Consider the following 16,743-nt stretch of genomic DNA (forward strand, 5'->3'; position numbering starts at 1 on the left):
GTGGTGTGCGGCGGCTGGCCGCACCGGCTGATCGGTCATGCCATTAGCGTGGCACAAAAGTGCGACAGCGGGGGGTGCAAGGGTAAGCCACCGCTAGGCGTCGTCGCCGGTCGCGGTTGCTTTCTTGCGGGCAGCGATGCGCGCCTTGACGGCGTTGTGCGCTTCGGGTTTGACCACGGGCTCAGCTTTGGCGGCAGCCCCGACGACTCCGGGCCTTCCTTCGGGTTCGACTTCGGGTATTGGCTGCTCGTAGCTGTGCACCTTCTTGGAGTCGGTGCCTTCAGCGTGGCGCCCCATCGGCATCATGCCCATGCCGCCGGATCCGCTGGCGCTCGCGGCGGCGGGGGCCGCCGGCTTGCTCGGCGCGGCAGGAGGCGAGGAGGCCGGGGTTCCGGTCAGCCCGGCCGAGTGGACCCCGCCCAGAACGGCAGGTTTGATCGGGCTGCCACCGCCTCCACCCTTGTGGGCTCCACCTCCTGCCGGATGCGCGTGAGTTAGCGCGGCGGGCTTGATCGGTGGTTTGGTGGCCTTGGCCAGATTGCCAGCCTGCTGGCTGAGCTGCTGGCCGAGTTGGCCCAGCGACTGTAGAGGATTGGCTTGGCCCAGTGACTGCATCAGCGGACCGAGTGCCCCCATGAGGGAGCCGAGCATGTCCTGGAAACCCGATCCTTCCCCGGACGTCGCTTTGGACGTCTGCGGGGTGCCATCACCTGATGTCGGCGCGTGGGGATCGTCTTGTTGATCGGTTTGGCCCGGTTTGTCAGCGGTGTTGGGCGTGGGTGAGCCGGGAGCGTTTGGGGTGGTGGGGGCCAATCCGGGACCGGGGGGAAGTGTGCTCGGCGGTGTGCTGGCCGCGGTTCCGGTGGTGGTATAGCCGGTCAACGTGACTCTGGCGGTGTGCTGCATCCCGGTCAACTGGGCTTGGTAGGCCTGCGCTCGAGGCGCCCCGAACGGGTCCGCGCGTGCCTCGGCCAAGTTCGTTTTCGTGGTGCGCCACACCGTGGGGTGGCCGACTGCGGTCGTGGCGGTGGTGTGGGCGCCGGCGGCGGTGCTGTAGCCGTTGGCCAGTGCGCTGGCGTGGGTGGCGACCTGCTGAGTCCAGCCGATGGCCCGGTCCAGCCGTGTCACCAGCGGTGCGCTCAGCGCGGCGTGACCGGAGGCGAGCAGCTGGGTTCGGGCCCCGGTGAGTGCGGTATGCGCGGTCACTGCTTGGGCGGCCACGCCTTCCCACTGCGCGGCTTTGGCCAAAGCCGGCGCGGGCCCGGCGCCGGAGTGCAGCGCCAGGGCGAGCTTCTCACCGTCGCGGCCGCTGATGTCCGGCACGGGTGAGTTGGCCGGGGGCCCGGTAGGTGCAGCGCCCGCCGCGCCCGGTCCGCTGTGGGCGGCAGCCGGCGTGGCCACTGGTGCGTGGCCGCCGGCGCCGCCGTAGGCCGCCGCGGCCGCAGCGTCGTGGGTGTCGAATCCGCCGGCCGCGTTGTGGATACCGGCCGCGGCGCTAAATGCTTGCTGGGCACCGGCTTTGAGGTGCGCGACCAGCCAGCGTTGCCAGGCGTTGAGGTTGTCCATCAGGGCCTTGGACACTTCATCGTCCCCGCAGGGCGGCGCGTCGGCGTCTAACTGCTGGTGTAAGACCTCACCGGCGGCGTGAACCAGTTCGCCGGCGCGGCGCAGTCCACTGGTGTCGATATCCAAGCCCATGACGACCCTGCCGCTACTCGGACAACAGTGGGTCGTAGCGGTGGGCGAACGCCGCCTGCGCGCAGGCCAGGAACAACTCGGTGAATCCCTCGACACCCAGCGGACGCAGCGTCTTGACGGCAGCGTCGACATCGACGATCGCGCCGGTGGTGCACACCGACACCGACAAGGCAGCCGGGTCGGTCTCGGCAGTGGTGATGACCTCGTCGTCGTCGTCCTTGAATTGCGTCACAGTGATGGAATGCATGGCGGCCCCTTTATCCTGCCTGTCGCGTGAGATCGAAGACCACCGGATCCCGATCGGGTCCGGCGACGGTCGCGAGGAACTGTCCGCGCAATGCGCGGAACGCGTCCTTGTCGTGGCCCTCGAGAGCCGCCGCCAGCGCGACCTGCCACAGGTCCTGTCGAACGCTGTCATACCACAAGCCTTTGCGCGCGACTTCGACCGCGGCCCCGAACCGCTTGGCGTCGTGGTGCCGGCGCGCCAGGGCCACCGCAGCTGCGGGAACTCGGTCACGTAACTCTTCGCGCAAGTCTTTGGTCCAGGCCCATTCTTTCGGCGGGATTCTGCTCAGCGGCGGCCCGGTGACCAGATCCATCGCTGCGATCAGGTTCGGGGTGGGGGTGGTCTCGACGAGGATTTCCACCAGCCGCTCGAATTCCATCCAGTCTGAGCGCACCGCGTTGTCGAGGTGATAGCCACCATCGCTCATGGGCGGCAACGCTTTTGGCCCACCGGGGCGCACGACTCCCAGCCGTGCGCGCAGCAAGGAGAGCTGCTGGGTCACCGTTTTTTCTGAGGCCGCCCCGCCGTAGACACAGGCGATGATGTCATCGGCCCTGGCCCAGGGGCGGTGCTGAAGGAACACGGTGAGTTCGTTGAGCCGCTTTTCCCGGGGCCCGGGCTCTTGGGTGCTGTGCGGTGGTTGCAGTACTACCTGGCCAAGGATGCGGTTCCACATCGGCGCGATCACCGGCGCTGGCCCATCGGTCTGTTGCCGGCTTTCGGTCGCCGCGGCAACAGGCAGTGCAGCTGCCGGCAGGTCGGCTTGTGCAGCGTGCGGGGCCGGGCCCGGAGCGTGGTGCTCGTCTGCGGGTGCCGCAACGGGGGCGCGTTGGGCGGCTTGGCTGTCATCGGGGTGGTCGGCGACCAGGAACGTCGGCGCCGCGGGCGTCGAGGTTGCGTTCCCGGGGGCGAAGAAGTCGATCGGGCCCTGCTCGCCAGGCGCGGGTTCAGGCCGGGGCGCGCTGTCGGCAAGGCCTGCAGTCCCAGTGGTCGGGCTGTCCTCGTCGAGGCCGGTCGTATCGAGGGCCGAGTCATCCCAGTGCACTGCGCCGGCGGCGGCGCCGCGTTCGGCCGGCACCGCTTCAGGGGTGGCGACCGGATGCTCAGGCTGGTCGGTCAGCAGTTCGGCGCAGCGCTCGACGACCTCGGCGCTGGGAACGATCAGTGTGGCCGTCATCGGCCGCGACGAGGAGCCGCGACTGATCTGCCCGAGCCGATCGGGACCACAGTTGATCACCCAGGTGCTCGACATCGCCGCGTCTTGACCGAGGTCAATCAGGATCGGGCTGGTCGCCGCGGCCACGATCTGGGCGCGTTCGGCATAGGTCAGCCCGGGACCACACACCAGCACGTCGACGCCGGGAACAGACCCCGGCGCCACTGGTTGCACCCGGGTGGTCCATGGCCCCGTCCACACGTCGTCGGTGATCCCAATGCTGATGGCGGGATGGGTAGCCACCAGTTCCAGCACCCAGCGGCGGATCAATGCGGCAGCGGTGTCGGGATCTCCTTCGACGCGCAGCCGGGGAAATGCGGCCAGGTTCAACCCCACCAGTCCACCGTCATCGGTGGTCCCGAACACCACCAGGTAAACCGGATGGTTGGGGTCCGGTGGGTACCCGGGGTCGACGGCTTCCCAACCGATGCGGGCTTCGCGGCCGGCGGGCTGCCACGGCTGGGGCAGGGGAGCTTTGAGCCCTTCGACGAAGGTCACCGTCAGTTCGTCGCGGCGGGCGGTGATCACCCCGGCGGGCCCCGGTGCCGGTGAGAGCCCCGACAGCGATTCCAGGCGCCGCGCAACGTCGCGCGCTCGGCTTTGCCCGTACCACCATGAGGTGACCGGGACGCTACTGACGGCGGTGGACACCATGACCTGCGCGCTGTGCCCGGACTACTTGCTGCCCGTAGCGCTGGTGGCCGGGTCCGCGGGAACAGCGCCGCCATCACCGCCGGAAAACGCATCCAGGTCCACACCCGAGGTGTTCGTCGCGCTCGCGCCTGGCTTGGTGCCGCCGCCGGTCGCCGGAACAGCCCCCGCACCGCCGCCACCGCCTTGTCCGCCGGGGTTGTCTGCGGTGGTGAAGGGGTTGGTGGCCGCGTTGGGGTTGCTGCCCGCCGGGGTCGCGTTGGTGGCGCCGGTGGGGGAGCTGGAGAACGGGTCTGAGGTGGCTCCCACGGTGGTGGCCGCCGGCGCGCTCGGCGAGGCCAGCGGGTCGGCGAAGGGGTTGGCGGCCGGGCTGGTCGCACCGGCCTGCTGCGCACCGTAGGGGTCGCCGAACGGGTTGGCGCCAGCACCGCCCATTCCTTGCCCGAACGGGCTCATGCCCTGACCCAACGGGTTCATGCCTTGCAGCCCTGAGCTCCCTGAGCCGAGCAATTGGCTCAAGATGTCCATCAGGCCGCTACCGCCTTTGGAGTCGTCTTTACCGTCGTCGTCTCCATGGTGGTGGTGACCGCCGTTGGCGGCGTCCTCGCCGTTGGCCTGCTGGGTGGCCGCCGATTCTTCAACTGTGCCAGCGCTTTTGGACTGGTATTTCTCGATGATCGCCAGGATCTGACGTTGGCCTTCGGGTGATTGCGGATTGGGGACTGCGGCGATCTCGGCGGCCTCGGCTGCGGAGTTACCCGCGATGGCGTTGCCGCCGTTGATGTTGACATCAGCACTGCCGTCCGCGGCACCACCGGCACCGGTGGCGTTTCCGTTGAACCCGTCCAGCGGTACGTGATCATGACCGGTTGACTGGGCGAAAGGGCCGCCGTGACCGCCCATTAGCCGAGCACCGCCGTGGAGAAGTTCGAATCCAAGACCTGTTGACGGATTTCGCGGGCCTGCTCGGCGCATTGCCGGCTCAGTTCGCCGACCTCACGCAGCCCGTCACCACGCACCGGGTTATGGCCGAACAGGTCGTAGTAGCGGCGGTGCTGCTCCTGAGACTCTTGGACCAGCGCGTCGATCGCACTCATCAGTACTCCCCTCGGTTGGCGGCGCCCACCGAGGCCAACGCCGGCTCGGCTGATACACCGTTGGTGTGTGAATCAGAAGATGGCTCGGGCCGCCCCGCGGGGGCATCCGGCTTGGACCCCGGCGAGCTCTGCGAGGTGGGGCCGGCCGGGGTTCTGGGCGGCGGTGTGGGCAACTTGGCGGTTTTCTTGTAGCCCATTTGGTCGAGTTGATCGTTGGTGACCGCACCACCTTTGACCGCCGCGGCGCGCGCCTCTTCGTAGCGCTCCCGTGCCGCCGCCGCGTCGTGGAGCTGGGCCACGTAGGCGTCCCAGGTTTCTCCGACATCACCGACGAGGGCGGTGTTGTCTTTGAGTAGGTTGGCATACGCGGCCTCCGCGGCAGCCCTGCCGTTTTTCCTTTTCCTGGGCGCCATACCCACCTCCGTTGTCGCTAGTGCATATGCAGTTTGCGAGCCTGCATCACCTCGTAGGGATCGACCTCGATGTCGGCGGCGTCGTGACCGTCATCGAGGTCCCGATAGGGGATCACCAGCCGGTCAAGACCGTCAGCATCTTCGGTGAGGTAAGGCTCGGCGTGAACGTACTTCCAGTCTGCGACACCGTCAACGGAAAGGTCCACCAGATCACCGTGGGTGATCTCGTTGGCCGCGACCGGGATCGCGGCAGCGTATTCGTCTTCGATGGTCGGTAAATAGTCGTCGTCGAAGCCGTCAACGGGCGCCCCGAATGACGCGGCCGCCGGCGCTGTGGCGCCCTGCCCATCGTGGCCGTGTGGTATCCCCGCGAGGTCGGCATGCTCGTCGTCCATGGTGGCCTGGCGGACCGCGCTCAACGGTCGCACGTACTGCTCGCTCAGGGGGTCCAGGTCGGGACGTTCGGAGGCGAGCACGATCGGTGATTGGCGGATGTCGGCGAACGACAGCGACTGGTCTTCGTCCTCGGGGTCGTAGCCGCGCAGCGCACTGTCGACCACCCGGCGCGGCCAGAAGCTGTCGACGTTGCGCAGCTCGGTGAGGATGGCGCGTTCGTGGTCTGTCAACGCCGCCCACTGCTCCTCGGTGGCCGGGATTTTCGGCGTGTAGAACGCTTGCATCTCCCGGAACCGGCCGTCGGGCAGCTGCACGGTGCCGCGGCCCTTGATGCCCGGTTGGATGCGGGTGCCCGCGACCGCGTCGTTGAACATCATGATTGCCGCGTCCTTGGATCGCAGGCGGCCCATCGCCACCCGCAACGCGGTGTTGTCGCGCGCCTCACCAGAGATGAACATCGTGTCGGGACGCTGGATGCCGATCGCCATATGGATGGCCACTGCTCGCGCGGTCCGCAGCAGGATCCCGACGTCTTTGGTGGTGGGCGGCGCTCCTTTTTCCTTGCTGGTCTTGTACGTCGCGTAGAACTCGGCCAACGCCACCACCAGGTTGGAGAACTCGTCGGTGATCACGATGATGGGGTCGAAGTCGTCGGCGCGGTTGGGATTGATCTTGACCTGCGAGAGCCGATCGCGCATGGTGTCGGCGATGAACCGCAGCGCGGCGGTGTGCCCGACCAAGCCGTCTTCGTCGGTACCGGCGGTCACCAGCGACACGTTCGGCCAATCCCGCATCCCTGGGGAGTCGAAGCCCTTCGGGTCGATTTCGACCACGTTGAAACCCCGCCGGGCGCACTGCGTGGCCACTGTCATCAGCGCCGACGTCTTGCCCGAGGAGGTCTGGCCGGCGATGAGCATGTGCGGGGACTGTTTGAAGTCCCAGCTGATGGTGTTGCCGTAGGCGTCGACGCCGAACGGGATGACCGTGTGCTTGTACAGGGAACGGATGGTCGCCCGGGTGACCGTGGGGAATTGCAGCGGCGGGTCGACCAGGACGGGAAGGCCGGGGCTGCGCACGAACCGCACCCGCCGCGAGGCCATGCTCCATTCGGCTTCCCAGGATCCTCCGAGCGCATCAGAGACCATGCCTTCGATGACTCCGCGGCGATAGGCCGAGCTGACCTTCAGGTTGTAGGCGAAGCCGACGGTGAATTCGCGGATCCGCGAGGCGATGGCGTCGTTGCCGGTGGCGGCCGCTCGTTGCGCCAGCTCCTCATCGACATCGGCGGGCGGGCTGCTGGCGGCCTGCCCGTCAGCCTCGTCGGTCACCGGGGCTGGGGTGTCCACGGTCACCGAGGCGATGTGGGCTGCCGCATCAAACCAGGAGGCGACCAGCGGAGCGAGCACCGTTTCGGCGTCGTCGACGGCGTCGTGCTCATCGACGGTCACGGTGTGGGTGGCGGTCAGTGTGCGGGTCAACGCCTCATGTTCAAGGGTGTAGGTGTGGCCGGTGACCTCGCGCAGCACCGCGCCGACTTCGGCGATGAGGTCGTCGCCGACTGCTCGGGGATGCTGGCTGTAGAGCAGCTTGACCACCTTGGGGAATGCTTTTTGCCGGCGCGGGTAGGCGCAGCGTATGACCTTGACGCGGCCAGCTCGCAGGTCATCGGTCCATCCCAGCGTGAACGACGCCAGGTAGGTGACCTTGTTGATCTGGCGGGTGATGGTGCCGCGCAGGTACGCCCACCAGGCGAATTGGGTGAACCCGTAGCCGGCCGCGACCAATAGCGCAACGACCACCAGCCGACCAGGCAGGGTGCTCGCCGCGGGCCCGGCCCAGCGCAACAGGGCCCCGGCCAGGGCCAGGGTCACACCAGCGCCTCCCACAATCAGCGGCACCGTGGGGTACTGCTCACCGGTCCAGGCCTGTCCGGCACGCAGCTGGCCCAGATGGCCGGTGCGGGCGCGGTGGTTGGACCACGCCAGCATGGCCCACCACAGTGCGGCCGCCGCCGCGGCGATCGCCGGGGCGGCGATGAACAAGATCCAAAACCAGCCCACGCCCACGCCGGCGACGACGTAGATCGGGTTGGCTGAGGGGGGCAGCAGGTAGTCGCGCACCGGTGAGGGCGAATAGAGCAGGTGCTGGGCCGCTGGCCAGATCTTGGTGTAGGTCAGTAGCGCGACCACAGCCAGCGCGGACAGGATGATCCACCGCCACCCTTGGGCGGCCTGCTTCTGCTCGGCCGCGGATTCGCCGGCGATGTGGGGGCGTTTGAGCTCGGCGTTGTTGATCGCGTAGGGCCGCGGCGGCGGCGCCGTCCTGGTGTCAGCCTTGGCGCCGGGAGCTGTCTTGTTCGCTGCCATCACCGCACCCCCGGGCCCGGGGAGGAGGAGGCCGGCGCCGGCGTGGTGTCGGAGTTGACCGGCACCACGTTGGCGACCTTCCAGCCGTCTGCTGCCAGCGCCAGACGGATTTCGATCTGGGACCCGTCGTTGTAGGTGGCGCGAAACGCCACGGCGCCGGGCAGCTCGTCGAGCGGCCCGTCCAGCGAGCTCACCGCGGCCTGGGGGACGTTGCGGATATCGGTGAGCCGGTATTGCTCGATCAGCTGCTGCGACACATCGGGGCTGATGCGGGCCAACCAGTCGTCGTGATTGTCGTTCGGGGAGGCGAAATTGGTGGCGAACCGCGCGGCGAGGGCCCGAGCGGCGTCGATCGAGGCCAGCTGCGGCGCCACGGTGGGTGCCGGCAGCTGGTCCACCGCAGGGTTGTCGCCGTAGTCAGCAGGCGGGGCCGCCGGCGCCGGCGCGGGGGTGGCGCTGGCGGCTGGCCGCTGCTGGTGGCGCTCGCTGGCGGCGGTCTCACCGTGGTGGGTGCTGTACTGCCAGCACAATCCCGCCACGGCGACGATGCCGGCGATCACTCCCAGGCGCAGACGCAGCGGGACCCGCCGCATCCACCACCGCAGGCGCCACCATCGGGCTCGCAGTGATCGCTGCTGTGTGCTCATGTTCATGTCAGCCTGCCTCTTTTCTCGGTCATAGGACGCGTTTGATGACGACGAAGCGGGAGGGAAACGGTGAGAGCTTCACCGGGATCCCGAAGTCTTGGGCTTCCACGATCGTGGTGGGGTTGACCACCATGGCCACGTGTCCGGGCCCGCGGGAGTCGGGGTTCAAAAACACCAGATCGCCTGGCTGCACGGCGGTACGTGGGACGATGCTGCCGTAGTGGACCATGTCGTAGGTCAAGTGGGGCAACACAATTCGGTGTCCTGAGGCTTGGTAGATGGCGTAGAGCACCAGACCTGAGCAGTCGAATCCGCCCCCGGTGGGGCCGTTGGTGTTTCCGCCGCCCCACACATAGGGCAGCCCGATCTGGGCTTCTGCGGCTCGCGCGGCGGCCACCCCGGCCGCGGTGCCGGGCCCCAGGTTGCTCGGCGCGCCGGCGTGCGGATCGCGTACCACACCGCAGATGTCGCGGCCGCTGTCGTCTTTGGTGGACTCCGGCGGGGTGGGATGACCAGAGCTGGCCATCACTTCGTGTAAGTGCTGGCGGTAGAACGCGGTTGCCTGTGTCACGAATGCGGCGTAGGCGTCGGGAAAGGCCGATCCTTGGACTGCTTGGGCGGCCACCGTGGGGGCCATGTTCTGCCAGCCGCCGACTTTGAGCAGCTTGGCGAAGAACTTTTGAGCCGCAACGCCGGGGGTCATCAGGTCACGCAGGCTGCCCCACCATGGTTGTTGCTGCATGATTCCGACCGACTTGTGGTCGTGTCCCACGCCCTCATGGGGAATGCCCATCGATTCGGGCACATTGGAGTTGGCCAGGTTCCGCAGCCCGGATTCCTCCATGCCCACCGCCAAGCCGATGATGATGCCCTTCTCGGGCACCTTCATCTGCAGGCCGGCGGCGATGACAGCTTTGCCGTTGTTGATCGGGCCCGGCCCAAACGACACCCCGGTGTCGGGGCTGATTCCCTGGGACTGCAGCTGGTGCTGGCACTGCGGGGTCAGCCCCGCCGTGGCCGGCGGCGCCCCGCCACCGAGGAACACCACGAAGATCACCAGCAGCGCGGTCAACGCGAACGGCGCCAGCAACGCCAGCGCGGCGTAGAGCTTGCGGCGATGCGCCCATACCGTGCGGGCGATCGCCACCCATTCCATCGGTTCCATCAGTGCCCGGCCCTAGTCAGGCAGCCTCAGACAACGCGTGGCGGCCCTCGCGGCCGCCCCCGCCCCCGCCGCGGCTGGCGCGGTAGATCCGGACCGCTTCGGCCAGCCGGTCGTGAACTCGGCTGGCATCGCTGACCACGACCGCCGGTTCGGCTGGCTGCGGCGCACGCTGGTGGCCGCCGGCATCCGAGGAGGTGTCGGCGTCGCCGCCGGCGCGGCCTGCCCCCGATGCGCCTGCGCCACCTGCTGCGGGGTCGCTGATGGATGCCGGCCCGGATCCAGGTCCGTCGCCGCCGTCTGGACCGGCGCCGCCACCGCCCCCGCCGGCGCTGCTGGAGGAGTCCGATTCTGGTTGGATGCGGCCCGGCTCGCGTTTGTTGCTCGAGGCGCCGCGCCCGCCGGGCGCCAGGTTGCCCTTCAGTGCAGCCAGGTCAGCGGACTTGGAAAGCCAGCCTCGGCCGGACCCGCCGCTGTTTCCGCCGCCGAGTTTGGCGGCCATGGTGTCGCGGCTGCGGTCGAACATGCGGCGCAGCGGCCCGAAGAACGCGAACCCGAACGCCAGGACCAGCGTGGTCAGAAAGATCGACTGGATGGCGTTGGTCGACTCCTTGAAGACTTGGTCGAGGATCACGTTGTAACCGCCGAACGCCGCGGTGTAGATGACCATCGCCGCGAACGCCATCGCGCAGTCCAGCAGGGTTTTCCACGCGAACATCTGCGGCCCGCCCGGTATCACGCCGATGGCGAACGCCGGCGGGGCCAGCGCGGCATACAGCATGGCTTGTACCGCCGCGCGCACCACATGCCACACGAAGTAGCAGGCGAAGGCGACAAGGATGCTGGCCAGGAAACCGCAGATGGACAGCGGCACCAGGAAGGCGGCGGGGTTACCCATAGACTTGTCGTGCATTTGGTCGCCCTTTTTGGAGTCGCACCCCTGAATGTCGTCTTTGAGTTTGTCGCCGTGCTGGTCTTTGATTCCTTTCGACCATGCTTCTTTGCATTTACGCGAAATCGAGTCGCTGACTTGCCCGAAATTGATCATCTGGGTGGGCGAACGCAAAAACCTATCGGCCAGACGTGACACCATGTCGTCGATGTTGGCCTTGCCGCCGTTGTCGCTCATGTGTCCGTCCGACACCGACGACGCGATCTGCAGACCGGTGTCACGCCCTTTGGCCAGCAGCCCATCGGGGCCGACGAGTTCGGCCAGCGGGTTAGCGAAAATCGTTGCGGCAATACCGATCATCACCATCGCCATGGCGATGTTGGACACCGCTTTGGCGGTGCGGCCGGCCAGCACCGTGCAGACCGCGATGATCGCCAAGACCGCCAGGGCGGTCGCGGCCAACCCGAACCGGTCCATCGCGGTATCCACGCCGTGACCGATGGTCTGAAACGGGCCGGTGAATAATTTCAACCACGAAAAGTCGAGCACGAATTTGATCAGCCACAGCGCGGTCGTCGTGACGCACAGATACACCTCGTAGACGACAGAATCGACGTAGGAAAAGATCTTCGCCGTGGGATCGTCCCAGCCGCCCTGATTGAGGGTCAAGGTGTATTTGGCGACCGGCACATTGTCGGAGTCTTTGATTCCCATCCAGGAAATCAGCACGTCCCCGGCCCCGGTGTCGGCGCCGGTACCTGGATCCGCGCTCGCCTGGGCCGCGCCGACCACGAGCAGCAGAAATCCAATCAGCACCGCCGTGGTCACCGCACGGTGACGTGCACACCACCGCAGCACGGCCGCGGGAGTCCAGGCCCGAATCCCTTGATCCCAACGCGCCAGCCGATCGGCGTCGACGAGCACCCGGCCGCCGCTGTTGGGCCGATGGTCCCTCACATGAACCTCCGTGGGCTAGGCGACTTGGCTGTGGTCGGGGGGAGTGGTGCTCATCGCTTCGCGCCGCAGCGGCGAGGAGGGGCCGAGCACCTTGATGCGGCCGATCGCGCCGCGGGCGTCGCGCATGTAGCCCTCGCCCTCGCGGCCGCGCACCACCTTGCCGTCGGCGCCTTTGGGTGAGGTGTTGGTCGTCAAGTCACGCACGATGTGCGGGTTCTTGTCGGGGTCGATCCCCAGCCATTTCAGTGACCGCCTGGCCAGCGTCTCGTCACGGTGGCGCATGACGATCCGCATCGGTATCAGGTCCAATGCGGTGCCCGCGGGATAGTCGTTGACCGGGTCGTGGCTTCCCAGGATCAACGAAATGTTGTCTTTACGGCCGTCGCGCGCCAGCCGCGCCGTACGGGCCAAACCGGTGGAGGTGGAGGTCACGTGGTAGGCCTCATCGAGGGCCACCGCGGCCGGTCGCGCTTTGTTGAGCTGGAATGCTTGGCGACCCAACTCCATCGACAGCCCATAGATCGCCCGACCGAACACCTTGCTCGGACTCAGCGCCTCGCGGCCCGCCACTTCCTCACCGGTGGGCACCTCGACCCTGTTGGTGCGGATCACGATGCCTTCGGTGTTGAGATCCAGCGACGGCAGATTCGGGTCGAACAGCGCCGCGGCATAGCGGCGGCCTGACCAGTAGGCCAGGTGGCGGTGCAGCTCATCCCATCCCGAAGGCAGCGGCTTGCCGTCGGCCAACTTGCCCATGTCAGCCCCGCGCTGCAGCACGGCAAGCAGGTCCGGGATCGAGCGCACCCCCCATTCCGGGCGCAGCACCTCACCCAGTGTCATTCCCATCGGGGAGTTCGCTTCGCACTCGAACAGCGGCGTGAGCAGTTCGACGGCGGAGTCGACCCCAATATCGGCCTGGAAGGTGCGCAGCGGATCCATCGACCACTGCGGCCGCATCAGGTCGATGATCGCGTGACTACCCAGGGTGGCCGCCGGGCGCGCGTACTCCCCGGAATCGGTGCGGTCGATCGCCAAGAACTGACCGCCGATGTCGACCAAATGGAACAGCATGTACATGATCAGCCAGGTCTTGCCCGCACCCAATTCACCGGCGATCGCGATCGCCGAGGACGCGTCTTTGAGCGGCTCACGCCACCACTCCAGGTGCACCGGCTGATTGCGCCGACCCGACAAATTCAGCGCGATGATCGGCCCCTGCGCATCACCGACGGCATTGGTCGCGAACGGCACGCTGGCGGCCTGGTACTCACTGATGGTGACGTGGGAGAAGTCGGCAACCACACGCAGGCCGGCACCGCCGGGATTCATCGCCGACCACAGCTCGCGTTGCCCGCCCAGCGGGGCGACCACTTTGATGCGGTTACGTTCGAAGGCCTGCACCAGTTTGAGCGCCCCGTCCTCACACTGGGCCCGCGAGGCGCCGGCGATGGCGAAGATCGGGCACATCGACACCTCGATCTCGTCGTCGTTGGTTTCCAACAGCGCGTTGTATTCGCCGAGATCGAGCGCCTGCTGCGACAGCATGTCTTGGGCGAAGGACACCTCGGAGTCGCGCTCACCGACTTGCTCATTGAGCCGCCGCAGGTTCTTGGTGTTGCGCGCGATCGCCTGCTCGCGGCTGGTCTTGCTGATCCGCGCTGCCCAGTCGACGTCGAATCCATCGACGCGGTCGGCGATGGTGAAAAACTCCGACCCCGGAAACTGCAACCCCTCGAGGGGAAGCGATTCGATCGCCAGCAGCGTCTGCCATGAGGTGGCCGCGCCGATCCGGCCGGGCTGGCTGATCTTCACCAGCGGCGCAAAGCTGTCCGGCCGCCACCGCTTGCGGTCGCCACGCCGTTCACCTTCGTCGAATTCCGCTGCGGCGAACGCTCCGGCGGGGGAGGACACGTTCGACGAAATCGAGGGCGGAAACACCTCGCGGCGCGTCCCGCGTGACAACGCATGGTTCCACAGCCACACCATCTGCGCTGCCGTCAATGGCTCGAACGCAAACACCGACGGAAGACGCGCGACGATCGCGGCCGCTAGCGCTGCCGCCCTTGCCATCTCGACGCGGTCACGCTCCGCCGAGCGGCGCGCCACGCCGCCCCAGCCGGTGAGATCGGATACGACGTCGGCGTCGGTGACCGGAAATGACAGCACGAAAATCCGCTCGGCGGCGTGCACCGTGGACGAAAAGTACTCGTGCTTGCCCTCGCATTCCTCGCGCCACATCGGACGGGCGCTGAGGTCTGTTCCGGCGATCGCGCGCGCAAGGATTTCGTCCGGATTCATCGCCGCGATGACGCCTGCGATGACCGCGTTGTTCGGCAGCGCTCGGATCAGGTTTTTGTGGTGGATCAAGGTGTCGTATTTGCGTTCGTCGCTGGTGTATCCATACGCCAGTCCGGTGAGCCGGTAGTCGGCCCAGATTGCGCCATCGCGCATGCGGCGCAGGTTGCCCATCACCGACATCGTGGGTTGCAGGTTCTGGTCGAGCTGGTGAGCCATCAGAGCGTCCTTCTTCGAGGGTGTTTGAGGCGGTGATCAGGTGAACAGTTCTGCTGCAGTGCTGTGCGGCCGGTCGAACAGGTCGTCCCACCCGGAATCAGTGACTGTTGCGGTCGGCGCATGTGGGCGCGATTCGGCGCGGTGCGATACCGGCGCCGCGTCGATTGCGTCGAGAATGGTGATGGTTGGCCGCACCGTCGACACGGCCTCGACGCGGCGCTGTTCGTTGACGCTGCTGCTTCGGGGACTGGTGTAGAGGAGGAAGATTCGGTGCAGCCGAGTGCTGAATTTGACGGGGGAGTACGGCATGCGCCGCATCACCCCGACCGCGGCGACTGTGACGCTCACTCCCACCGCGCCGGTCAGTAAGGGATCGCCGAACCGGGGCAGCGCGAACAGGGTGATCAACAACCCACCGACGAGCGCGATCAGCTCGGGGATCGGGAAGGGTCCGCCGGGGAGCTTCCATCGCCCGTCGAACTTGGCGATGACGATGCGGACCCGCGAGGCTCGGGTGTACCACTTGGCGACAAACATCGGCGCTGTCCCGGCTCAGCGGGTTCCGCTGTTGGTCAGGCTGTGGACGGTGTCTTTGGACACCACACCCAGCGAGGGCAGTGCCCCGATAATGCCGATGAGAATGACACCGACAGCGACGGTTTTCAGCGCGGCGGTCTTGTTCTTGACGACGAAGTATTCGAACACCGCCAAGACCGCCGTGCCGCCCATCGCCAAGAACACCGCGAAGCTGATGCCCTGGTTTTTGATGTTGGCGCCGATATCCCAAATCGGGGCTGCCACGGTTCGGACATGGGTGGCTGCTGCTGAGGCGGATCCGTCCGCGATGAACGAGGCGACGGTGGTGATCATTTGTTAGCTCCCTTCGGGGCTGTTGGTGGCGTAGCCGCGCGGTGATTTGGTGGACGTTGTGGCGGTGGTCGTTGGGGTCAATGACGGTCCAGACGGCCCTGCTTGGTTGGGCGGGATGATGCTGGGCGCATCGTTGATCCGGTCGACTTGCCAGTGGCCTGCTGCCACCGACATCACGAGGGGGAAATCCATCGGCATCAGCACGCCGCTGGCGGTTTGCATCACGGCCCGCACCGTGACCTCAATGCCGTCGGCTGCGGGAGGAACGTCCTGGGCGGTGGCAGCCTCGGAATTGGTTTGCACGCGCTCGATGGCCATCGTGGTGAAGCGCGGTGGTTGTTCGGCCGTGATTTTGGCCGCCGCAGAGATGTAGGGCGTCAGGTCTCCCTGCCCGGTGAGCATCGCGGCGAGGAACCCGGCGACGGTCTTGTACACCGGCCGGTCTTCGGAGACCAATGTTTGTGTGGCCAGCTGCACCGGCAGCCCCGGTTGGCGATCCGGTCGTGCGTGCGGAAGCGTGAACGCGCGGTACAAGTTGTGGGTGTCTGCTGAGATATCGACTTGGAGCTTGACCGGCACCATGGACGCGGCGTTGGCGGCCTTCGGGATCTCGGCGTCAACGACGACCGAATAGGTCTGAAAACCGTCGTTGAAAACACCCGGAAGACATGACGCGGCGCGCAGCGCCCGCCCGCCGGCCGGCAGCGCAGACGGGGGGATATCGCCGTCGTAGAACTGCTTGATCGCCGCCGTGTTCGACGGGTCTTTCAGATAGGCATCCACGTAGCGGGTTGCGTAGGACTTCACCGCCGTGAATTGGTCTTGTTCGGCCGCTGTATCGGTTGCATGCGGCCGATTCATGACGAGCAGCACAACCCCGGCTAGAAGCGGGATGTAACTGATCATGATGAACGCCAGAAACGACGCGCTCGCTCGGGCGCGAAGCTCATCGGCGCGGATGGTGTCCCCGCCACTGACGCGCAGAAAGAGCGAGTCCAGCGCACCGGCGATGGAGCGCGTCAACATACGGACCCCACCGCCTGGGTTTCCAGCACGTCAAGCAGCTGCAGGGCCGTGCTGCGGTTGTTGATGATGTGCGCGACCAGGGCCACGGACTTGGCCTCGTTGAGGGGGTCGGACCGCAGCTGGTCCATGAGCTCGCGCAGCTGGTCGCAGTAGGAGCGGACCGCAGCGTGGGTGCGGCGAATCGGCTGCGCCATCGGTAAGGCCTCCAAGAGGGGTAGATGCTCGGACGCCCTCTAATGCGGGCCAAAACACCGATTTGGCGACAACCGCATACATAACGAATTGGTAACGCATACGCGCGTATGACATCGCGATGTTCGCTCGATGCTTGACAGGGGGATTACGCTCGGCTCGGCTGTAGCCGCGAGGCGGAAGCCACGGACGAGCGCCTCCCCCTCCTGCATTAGCTCGTCAACGTATGCGCCAAGCGCATCACCGCATATGCGGTGACGACAGCCCGGACGAATCCCCGCCGCACCCCGGCCGAAGGCCCCCACGCATCGCTATGCCCAGGTGCCGCCCCGCGAACCGATGCGCCGGCCTCCGGGTACG

General features: G+C 66.9%; 15 protein-coding genes. All 15 read right to left on the bottom strand.

Annotated elements, in window-relative coordinates; all coding sequences use genetic code 11:
* Positions 1 to 93: 93 nt before the first annotated feature.
* From AC5Y30_RS21295 to AC5Y30_RS21365, 15 genes are read right to left on the bottom strand one after another with little or no spacing between them, the layout of a single operon-like run.
* Entirely contained in the window at positions 94 to 1,698 is a 1,605-nt protein-coding gene (locus tag AC5Y30_RS21295) for a PPE domain-containing protein (RefSeq protein ID WP_036473456.1), read from the bottom strand.
* A 13-nt stretch (positions 1,699 to 1,711) separates the two neighbouring features.
* Positions 1,712 to 1,945 (bottom strand): hypothetical protein, encoded by a 234-nt coding sequence (locus AC5Y30_RS21300; RefSeq protein WP_036473454.1) that lies wholly within the window; start codon positions 1,943 to 1,945, stop codon positions 1,712 to 1,714.
* Positions 1,946 to 1,955: 10 nt separating this feature from the next.
* Positions 1,956 to 3,854, bottom strand: coding sequence for a hypothetical protein (locus tag AC5Y30_RS21305; RefSeq protein WP_036473453.1), 1,899 nt, complete (start codon positions 3,852 to 3,854; stop codon positions 1,956 to 1,958).
* Between the two features lie 21 nt (positions 3,855 to 3,875).
* A complete protein-coding gene (locus AC5Y30_RS21310; RefSeq protein ID WP_036473452.1) occupies positions 3,876 to 4,754 on the bottom strand; it encodes a hypothetical protein in 879 nt (292 codons plus the stop codon).
* On the bottom strand, positions 4,754 to 4,948 hold the full coding sequence (locus AC5Y30_RS21315) for a hypothetical protein (RefSeq protein WP_036473449.1): 195 nt from the start codon (positions 4,946 to 4,948) through the stop codon (positions 4,754 to 4,756). Before AC5Y30_RS21315 ends, AC5Y30_RS21310 begins: the two co-directional genes overlap by 1 nt.
* Positions 4,948 to 5,361 (bottom strand): hypothetical protein, encoded by a 414-nt coding sequence (locus AC5Y30_RS21320; RefSeq protein ID WP_036473446.1) that lies wholly within the window; start codon positions 5,359 to 5,361, stop codon positions 4,948 to 4,950. The genes AC5Y30_RS21315 and AC5Y30_RS21320 overlap by 1 nt, the downstream gene beginning before the upstream one ends.
* Before the next feature lie 17 nt (positions 5,362 to 5,378).
* Positions 5,379 to 8,123, bottom strand: coding sequence for an FtsK/SpoIIIE domain-containing protein (locus AC5Y30_RS21325; RefSeq protein WP_036473444.1), 2,745 nt, complete (start codon positions 8,121 to 8,123; stop codon positions 5,379 to 5,381).
* Positions 8,123 to 8,770, bottom strand: coding sequence for a hypothetical protein (locus tag AC5Y30_RS21330; RefSeq protein ID WP_133259259.1), 648 nt, complete (start codon positions 8,768 to 8,770; stop codon positions 8,123 to 8,125). The genes AC5Y30_RS21325 and AC5Y30_RS21330 overlap by 1 nt, the downstream gene beginning before the upstream one ends.
* A gap of 28 nt (positions 8,771 to 8,798) precedes the next feature.
* On the bottom strand, positions 8,799 to 9,935 hold the full coding sequence (locus tag AC5Y30_RS21335; protein ID WP_051641675.1) for a C40 family peptidase: 1,137 nt from the start codon (positions 9,933 to 9,935) through the stop codon (positions 8,799 to 8,801).
* A 16-nt stretch (positions 9,936 to 9,951) separates the two neighbouring features.
* On the bottom strand, positions 9,952 to 11,781 hold the full coding sequence (locus tag AC5Y30_RS21340; protein ID WP_225337322.1) for a hypothetical protein: 1,830 nt from the start codon (positions 11,779 to 11,781) through the stop codon (positions 9,952 to 9,954).
* A gap of 15 nt (positions 11,782 to 11,796) precedes the next feature.
* Positions 11,797 to 14,295, bottom strand: coding sequence for an ATP-binding protein (locus tag AC5Y30_RS21345; RefSeq protein ID WP_036473441.1), 2,499 nt, complete (start codon positions 14,293 to 14,295; stop codon positions 11,797 to 11,799).
* 36 nt (positions 14,296 to 14,331) lie between these two features.
* Positions 14,332 to 14,832 (bottom strand): hypothetical protein, encoded by a 501-nt coding sequence (locus AC5Y30_RS21350; RefSeq protein ID WP_036473440.1) that lies wholly within the window; start codon positions 14,830 to 14,832, stop codon positions 14,332 to 14,334.
* 15 nt (positions 14,833 to 14,847) lie between these two features.
* Positions 14,848 to 15,165: a hypothetical protein gene (locus tag AC5Y30_RS21355; protein ID WP_036473439.1), complete on the bottom strand. Its 318-nt coding sequence runs from the start codon at positions 15,163 to 15,165 to the stop codon at positions 14,848 to 14,850.
* Positions 15,166 to 15,168: 3 nt separating this feature from the next.
* Complete coding sequence (locus tag AC5Y30_RS21360) at positions 15,169 to 16,191, bottom strand: hypothetical protein (protein WP_036473437.1); 1,023 nt, start codon at positions 16,189 to 16,191, stop codon at positions 15,169 to 15,171.
* Positions 16,185 to 16,385 carry a hypothetical protein gene (locus AC5Y30_RS21365; RefSeq protein WP_051641674.1) on the bottom strand — a complete coding sequence of 67 codons (201 nt, stop codon included), beginning with the start codon at positions 16,383 to 16,385 and terminating at the stop codon, positions 16,185 to 16,187. The genes AC5Y30_RS21360 and AC5Y30_RS21365 overlap by 7 nt, the downstream gene beginning before the upstream one ends.
* Positions 16,386 to 16,743: the final 358 nt, after the last annotated feature.

Source organism: Mycobacterium sp. NGS27 (assembly GCF_059813005.1).

Bases quoted from the DNA above. Each gene is read 5' to 3' on its own strand.
- AC5Y30_RS21310 (WP_036473452.1), bottom strand. From the start codon at position 4,754: ATGGGCGGTCACGGCGGCCCTTTCGCCCAGTCAACCGGTCATGATCAC.
- AC5Y30_RS21315 (WP_036473449.1), bottom strand. From the start codon at position 4,948: ATGAGTGCGATCGACGCGCTGGTCCAAGAGTCTCAGGAGCAGCACCGC.
- AC5Y30_RS21320 (WP_036473446.1), bottom strand. From the start codon at position 5,361: ATGGCGCCCAGGAAAAGGAAAAACGGCAGGGCTGCCGCGGAGGCCGCG.
- AC5Y30_RS21305 (WP_036473453.1), bottom strand. From the start codon at position 3,854: ATGGTGTCCACCGCCGTCAGTAGCGTCCCGGTCACCTCATGGTGGTAC.
- AC5Y30_RS21335 (WP_051641675.1), bottom strand. From the start codon at position 9,935: ATGGAACCGATGGAATGGGTGGCGATCGCCCGCACGGTATGGGCGCAT.
- AC5Y30_RS21350 (WP_036473440.1), bottom strand. From the start codon at position 14,832: ATGTTTGTCGCCAAGTGGTACACCCGAGCCTCGCGGGTCCGCATCGTC.
- AC5Y30_RS21365 (WP_051641674.1), bottom strand. From the start codon at position 16,385: ATGGCGCAGCCGATTCGCCGCACCCACGCTGCGGTCCGCTCCTACTGC.
- AC5Y30_RS21360 (WP_036473437.1), bottom strand. From the start codon at position 16,191: ATGTTGACGCGCTCCATCGCCGGTGCGCTGGACTCGCTCTTTCTGCGC.
- AC5Y30_RS21295 (WP_036473456.1), bottom strand. From the start codon at position 1,698: ATGGGCTTGGATATCGACACCAGTGGACTGCGCCGCGCCGGCGAACTG.
- AC5Y30_RS21330 (WP_133259259.1), bottom strand. From the start codon at position 8,770: ATGAGCACACAGCAGCGATCACTGCGAGCCCGATGGTGGCGCCTGCGG.
- AC5Y30_RS21345 (WP_036473441.1), bottom strand. From the start codon at position 14,295: ATGGCTCACCAGCTCGACCAGAACCTGCAACCCACGATGTCGGTGATG.
- AC5Y30_RS21300 (WP_036473454.1), bottom strand. From the start codon at position 1,945: ATGCATTCCATCACTGTGACGCAATTCAAGGACGACGACGACGAGGTC.
- AC5Y30_RS21355 (WP_036473439.1), bottom strand. From the start codon at position 15,165: ATGATCACCACCGTCGCCTCGTTCATCGCGGACGGATCCGCCTCAGCA.
- AC5Y30_RS21325 (WP_036473444.1), bottom strand. From the start codon at position 8,123: ATGGCAGCGAACAAGACAGCTCCCGGCGCCAAGGCTGACACCAGGACG.